The sequence below is a fragment of the Pelagimonas varians genome, from assembly GCF_003208435.1.
GTDB lineage: Bacteria > Pseudomonadota > Alphaproteobacteria > Rhodobacterales > Rhodobacteraceae > Pelagimonas > Pelagimonas varians.
In genome coordinates this window covers 1-6,420 of the sequence record NZ_QKMF01000043.1, presented here as the reverse complement: position 1 = coordinate 6,420, position 6,420 = coordinate 1, and the positions used below count along the sequence as shown (strand labels likewise).

The window sequence follows — 6,420 nt, the reverse complement described above, 5'->3', positions numbered from 1 at the left end:
ATCGTTGTTCAGAACTCATTCGATATAGTTTTGTATTGTGCTGGTTGCGCCTTTTTCCCAGACGGAATTTAGGGCGTTTTGGAAGGCGTCAGCGAAGCGTTTGTTTTGGCTGAGGTTTCCGTAGAATTGTTTTTGTTGGATCCATGATATCGGGGTGTTTTTGGCGATGATGGCTTGTGCGGTCAGGGTGTCCCAATGGGGGTCGTTGGGGTCTATTGTGGTGCCATCTTCGCGGGTTCCGGCGCACATGCGGGCCCAGAGGGCTTCGATCAGCGCGAGACCGTTGATGGGGGTGCCTGCCGCCAGAGCATCCCGCAAAATCGGGTGTAGGAATCCGGCGTGGCGCGATGAGCCGTCAAAGGCGACGCGGCGGATGGTGTCGCGGATTTCGGGGTTGGCAAAGCGGGTTTCGATCAGATCGAGATAGGCCAGCGGCGTCATTCCAGGAACCGCGGCCACATGCGGCACGATCTCTTCGACTGCGATCTTGTGCAGCAGGCCCTTGATCAGGGGATGTGCCATTGTGCCCGAGATTGTCTCAACCGAGAGCAATTCACCGGGGGTTGCGATGATCTGGTGGCCGGCGTTGAGCAGGCGCAGCTTCATCGCCTCAAAGGCATGGACATCGTCGGTGAAGGTTGCACCGACCTTGTCCCAATCGGGGCGACCGGCGCAAAACTTGTCTTCGATCACCCATTGGCGAAAGTTTTCATGTGTGACCGGCACCGCGTCATCGATGCCGAAAGAGCGCACCAGCTCCAGCTCGTTCGGGCCGGTTGCGGCGGCAATGCAATCCACCATGGAATTGGGGAAGGTGACATTCGTATCGATCCAGCTGGCCAGATCGGGGTCGCTGAGGCGCGCCAGACCAACCACCGTCTGGTGCAAGATATCACCGTTGCCTTGCAGGTTGTCGCAGCTCAGGCAGGTAAAGGGGCCCGCGCCACTGTCACGGCGCAGCTTTAGCGCGGCGATGATCGCGCCAAAGGCGGTTTTGGGCGTGTCGGGCCGGGCCACATCATGCACGATATCGGCATGCGCAACATCCAGATCGCCCTGTGCGTTCTGGTAATATCCGCCCTCTGTCACCGTCATGGCGACGATCTTGATCGCGCTCTCGGCCATCTTGGCAATCAAAGCGCCGTTTTCCGGTTCAACCGGGGTAAAATCGACCATCGATCCGATGACTTCGGCCGATTTCCCTGCGGGATCCAGTTCAATCAAAGTGGTCAGGCAGTCCTGTTCCAGCATCTTGTCGCGCTGCGCGGCATCCGCCGGGCGCACACCTGCGCCGCAGATTGCCCAATCGAGCGCCAGCCCCTGATCCATCAGGCGGTGCACATACCAGGCCTGATGGGCCCGGTGGAAGTTTCCAAGGCCGATATGGACCATACCAGCGCGCAGATCAGCGCGGCTATAAGACGGGATACGCACGTCTTTTGGCAGGTGAGGCAGAGTGTCTAAAGATAGTCGCATAGGGGTTCTCAACTCATCCATTGGCCGCCGTCGACGTTATACGTCTGCGACAAGATATAATCGGAATCCGGACAGGCCAGAAAGACAGCCATGCCCGCCAGATCCGCAGGCACAGCAAAGCGTCCTGCCGGCACCGAGGCGGCGACTTCGGCTTTTTTCTGCCCGGGGGCTTTGTTTTCCAGCTTGGCGAACATCGCATCGACGTGGTCCCAATGCGCGCCGTCCACAACACCGGGGGCGATGGCGTTGACGTTGATGCCGTGTTTGATCAGGTCCAATCCCGCAGACTGCGTGAGCGAGATCACCGCCGCCTTGGTCGAACAATACACCGCCACCAAAGCTTCGCCGCGCCGCCCCGCCTGGGACGCCATGTTGATGATCTTGCCGCCGTGGCCCTGCGCGATCATTTGCGCAGCCGCAGCCTGCATCGTGAACAAGGTGCCCGCGACATTGACCGCATAGAGGCGGTCATAGCTGGCCCGCGTGATCCCGACCGTCGTGGCCGCATCAAACAGCGCTGCGTTGTTGATCAGGATATCCAGCTTGCCCGCCTGCGCCACCACCGACGCGATAGCCGCGTCGATGCTGGTTTGGTCGGTGACATCCAGCTGGACCGCATAGGCCGCATCGCCCAGATCGCGCGCCGTTTGCCCGGCCGCCTCCAGATTGATGTCGGCAATCGCAACGGTCGCGCCTTCGGCAATATAGGCCTCGGCAAACCCGCGACCAATGCCGCGGGCCGCCCCGGTGATCAGTGCGGATTTACCAAGGAGGCGGGTCATGCGATGCGCAACCCGTCAGCGTCGAAGCGGTGCATCTGATCCGCAACCGGCGTCAGATAGATCGTATCGCCATGTTTGGCAGCGATATCACCGGTGATGCGCACGGTCATCATGTCCATCAAACCCGTTTCATGCACGTGAATGAAGGTGTCGGACCCCAGATGTTCGGCAACGCCAACAATACCCTTCCACATGCCTTCGGTGTTTGAGACCGTCAGATGTTCGGGACGGATGCCAATGGTGGTCGCATCATATTTGGCGGCTTCCGGACCTTCGATCAGGTTCATTTTCGGCGATCCGATAAAGCCCGCAACGAACTTGTTGCGCGGCGCATGGTACAGCTCAAGCGGAGAGCCAACCTGTTCGATCACACCGGCCTGCAGCACAACGATCTTGTCGGCCATGGTCATGGCTTCGACCTGATCATGCGTCACGTAAATCATGGTTGTTTGCAGTTTTTCATGCAGTTCCATGATCTCGAGGCGCATGCCAACCCGCAAAGCGGCGTCAAGGTTCGACAAAGGTTCGTCAAACAAGAAGGCCGCCGGTTCACGCACAATCGCACGGCCAATGGCCACACGCTGGCGCTGGCCACCCGACAGCTGGCCCGGCTTGCGGTCCAGATAATCTGTCAGGTTCAGGGCTTTGGCTGCCGCGTCGATTTTGGCGTTTTGAACGGTCTCGTCGATGCCGGCCATTTTCATCGGAAAGGCGATGTTCTTGCGCACCGACATATGCGGATAAAGCGCATAGGACTGGAACACCATCGCAAGGCCCCGTTTCGCAGGGGCCAGGGATGTCGCATCATTGCCATCAATGCTGATGGCCCCTGATGTGGTGTCTTCCAAACCCGCGATCAAACGCAGCAAGGTGGATTTACCGCAGCCCGATGGACCAACAAAGACAACAAATTCACCTTCGTTGATTTCAAGATCGAGTGGCGGGATGACTTGGACGTCGCCAAAGCTTTTGGTGACTTGGTTGAGGGATATATTGCCCATATTATTTAACCGCTCCGAATGTGAGGCCCCGAACGAGCTGTTTCTGTGAGAACCAACCCATGATCAGGATTGGTGCGACGGCCAGCATCGATGCGGCCGAAAGTTTGGCATAAAAGAGACCCTCAGGGGCAGAGAAGCTGGCGATAAAGGCCGTCAGCGGCGCCGCGTCCACGGTGGTCAAAAGAATGGTCCAGAAGGCTTCGTTCCAAGCCAGAATGATATTGAGAAGGACCGTTGAGGCGATGCCAGGCAAAGCCATCGGCGTCAGGACATACAAGATCTCTGCCTTCAGACCGGCACCGTCCATACGCGCCGCTTCCAGGATCTCGCCGGGAATTTCGCGGAAGTATGTATACAGCATCCAGACAATGATCGGCAGGTTGATCAGCATCAAAACCACGATCAACAAAATCCGGCTGTCCATGACACCCAACCATTTTGCCAGCAAAACCAGCGGGTAAAGAACCCCAACGGCTGGCAGCATCTTGGTCGAGAGCATCCAAAGCAGCACGTCTTTGGTACGGTTTCCCGGTACAAAGGCCATGGCCCAAGCGGCGGGAACCGCGATCAAGATACCCAAGAAGGTCGAACCGACAGCAATCGCAATCGAGTTCATCAAAGCCTTGGGATAGTTGGACCGGGCTTGCACATCTGCGTAGTTTTCCAGCGTCCAGTCAAAGAACAACCAAACCGGAGGATCAGCGATGGCCACCGCCTCGGTTTTGAAGGACGTCAGAAAGGTCCACAAGATCGGGAAGAACATGAGCAGACCGAACGCCCAGGCGAAGGCCGTCCACATGATCTTTTTCTGGGGGGTAATTGCGCGGGACATATTACTTTCCTTCCCTCAATTATCGAGGTTCTTGCCAACGATGCGCATCAAGAAGATCGCAACGATATTGGCGAGAATGACAGCGACGATGCCGCCTGCGGAACCAAGACCGACGTTTTGGCTTTCGAGAACACGCTGGTACACAAGATAGGTCAGTGTGCGTGTGCCAAAGGCACCGTTCGTGGTGACGAAGATTTCAGCGAAGATCGACAGTAAAAAGATGGTCTGGATCAAGATCACAACCGTGATCGCGCGGCTGAGGTGCGGCAGGATGATGAAGCGGAAGCGCGACAAAGCCGGTGCGCCGTCCATTTCAGCCGCCTCAAGCTGTTCGCTGTCCAAAGACTGGACCGCCGTCAGCAAGATCAGCGTCGCAAAAGGCAACCACTGCCAGGCCACAATCACCACAATGGAAAAAAGCGGGGCTTGGCTGAGGAAGTCAAAAGGTTGCAGGCCAAAGAACTTGTAAGCGTAGGAAAACAATCCGTTATCCACGTTAAAGAACATGTTCTTCCAGACCAGCGCCGACACTGTTGGCATGATAAAGAACGGTGCGATTACCAAAATACGCACAACGCCCTGTCCGAACATCGGTTGATCAAGCAGCAAGGCCATCGCCACACCGCCGGTGATGGTGATCAGCAAGATGCTTCCAACCATCCAAAGGGTTGTCATCAAAGAGCTCAGGAATGAGCTGGACGTAAAGAAACGAATATAATTGTCAAAGCCGATCCAGGCATCAAACACGCCGCGCATGGGACGGTAATCAGCAAAGGAAAAGTATAATGTCATGCAAAGCGGGATCAGCATCCAGACCAGCAGGACAAAAACGGCCGGGGCGATCATGATGCGGGCTGCAGATTTTGAATGTGCTGTCGCCATATCAAAGCTCCTGTCGCAGGGGTGAGGTAAAAATAGGACTGAGACTTACGAGAATTCTTTGCGAACTCACGAAAGCACCAACCATCGAATTTTCTGGAGAAGGTAGAATAAGGGGTCAGGCAGCGCGTGTCGCGCCGCCTGACCGAAGCGCGGCTTAGTAGCCTGCTGCTTCCATTTCTTCGACTGTCAGCTCTTGAGCTGCAGCAAGGGCCTGCTCAGCTGTCTGCTGACCGGCAAGGGCCGAGGAGAACTGCTGGCCAACCTGGTTGGCAATGCCTGCGAACTCGGGGATCGCAACAAACTGAACACCTGTGTAGGGAACCGGATCAACTGTCGGGTTGATTGGATCCGCAGAATTGATGCTCTGCAGGGTCATGGCAGCAAAAGGCGCTGCGGCAAGGTACTCTTCGTTCTCGTACAGCGATGTCCGTGTGCCCGGAGGAACGTTTGCCCAACCTTCGTTACCCGCAACCAGCTCGGTGTAGGCTTTGCTTGTCGCCCAGCTTACGAACGCTTTGGCTGCGTCTTGCTTTTCAGAAGATGTCGGGATGGCCAAGGACCAAGCCCAGAGCCAGTTGCCGCGTGGGCCAAGACCGTTGTCGGGGGCCAGCGCAAAGCCGACTTTATCCGCAACAGTTGAATCCGCACCCGTCACAAAAGACGCCGCAACAGTCGCATCGATCCACATGCCGCACTTGCCCTGTTGGAACAATGTGAGGTTTTCGTTGAAGCCGTTGTTGGCCGCACCGTTCGGACCGGACTCGTTCATCATGCCGAGGTAGAAGTTCAGGGTGTTCGCCCAGGCTTCGCTGTCGAACTGGGCTTTCCAGTCTGCGTCAAACCAGCGTGCGCCGAACGAGTTGGACATCGCGGTCAGGAACGCCATGTTCTCGCCCCAGCCGGCTTTGCCGCGGGCACAGATGCCGTTGATCTCGTTGTCGCGATCAGTCATCGCAGCCGCAGCTTCACGGATGAAGGTCCATGTTGGCGCGTCCGGCATTTCCAGACCGGCTTTTTCCATCAGGTCCATGCGATACATAACCATCGAGGATTCACCGTAGAACGGGGCCGCGTACAGCTCGCCGTCAACAGTCAGGCCGCCAGAGATCGCTGGCAGCAAGTCAGCCGCATCCCAATCGTCGGCCATGCCGTCGTTCAAAGAGACCAGCCAGCCGTTGTTGCCCCAGATTGGAACCTCGTAAGTCCCGATGGTCATAACATCATACGCGCCGCCACCTGTCGAAATATCGGTGGTCACGTTCTGGCGAAGAACGTTCTCTTCCAGCGTTACCCACTCAACCGTAATATCAGGATGTGCTTCATTAAACGCAGACGTCAGACCCTGCATACGGATCATGTCACCGTTGTTAACCGTCGCAATCGTGATCGTCTCCGCAGATGCTATACCCGCGCTCAATCCCAATCCAACAACTGTCGTTAGTAGTGT

The 6,420-nt window shown here is 56.8% G+C and carries 6 protein-coding genes; all 6 read right to left on the bottom strand.

Translation table 11 applies throughout. The annotated features are described in order from the left end of the window. Positions 1-15: 15 nt before the first annotated feature. The 6 genes from C8N36_RS23785 to C8N36_RS23760 all read right to left on the bottom strand — a co-directional run bounded on the left by C8N36_RS23785 (position 16) and on the right by C8N36_RS23760 (position 6,396). Positions 16-1,476 (bottom strand): mannitol dehydrogenase family protein, encoded by a 1,461-nt coding sequence (locus tag C8N36_RS23785; protein WP_097807139.1) that lies wholly within the window; start codon positions 1,474-1,476, stop codon positions 16-18. 8 nt (positions 1,477-1,484) lie between these two features. Next, the gene (locus C8N36_RS23780) at positions 1,485-2,258 is read right to left on the bottom strand and encodes an L-iditol 2-dehydrogenase (RefSeq protein WP_097807138.1); all 774 of its coding nucleotides are present in this window, start codon (positions 2,256-2,258) and stop codon (positions 1,485-1,487) included. Continuing rightward, complete coding sequence (locus tag C8N36_RS23775) at positions 2,255-3,259, bottom strand: ABC transporter ATP-binding protein (RefSeq protein ID WP_097807137.1); 1,005 nt, start codon at positions 3,257-3,259, stop codon at positions 2,255-2,257. Before C8N36_RS23775 ends, C8N36_RS23780 begins: the two co-directional genes overlap by 4 nt. A 1-nt stretch (position 3,260) precedes the next feature. Continuing rightward, a complete protein-coding gene (locus tag C8N36_RS23770; protein ID WP_097807136.1) occupies positions 3,261-4,091 on the bottom strand; it encodes a carbohydrate ABC transporter permease in 831 nt (276 codons plus the stop codon). 15 nt (positions 4,092-4,106) lie between these two features. Continuing rightward, complete coding sequence (locus C8N36_RS23765) at positions 4,107-4,973, bottom strand: carbohydrate ABC transporter permease (RefSeq protein ID WP_097807135.1); 867 nt, start codon at positions 4,971-4,973, stop codon at positions 4,107-4,109. Between the two features lie 154 nt (positions 4,974-5,127). Next, positions 5,128-6,396, bottom strand: coding sequence for an ABC transporter substrate-binding protein (locus C8N36_RS23760; protein ID WP_110768071.1), 1,269 nt, complete (start codon positions 6,394-6,396; stop codon positions 5,128-5,130). Positions 6,397-6,420 lie beyond the last annotated feature (24 nt).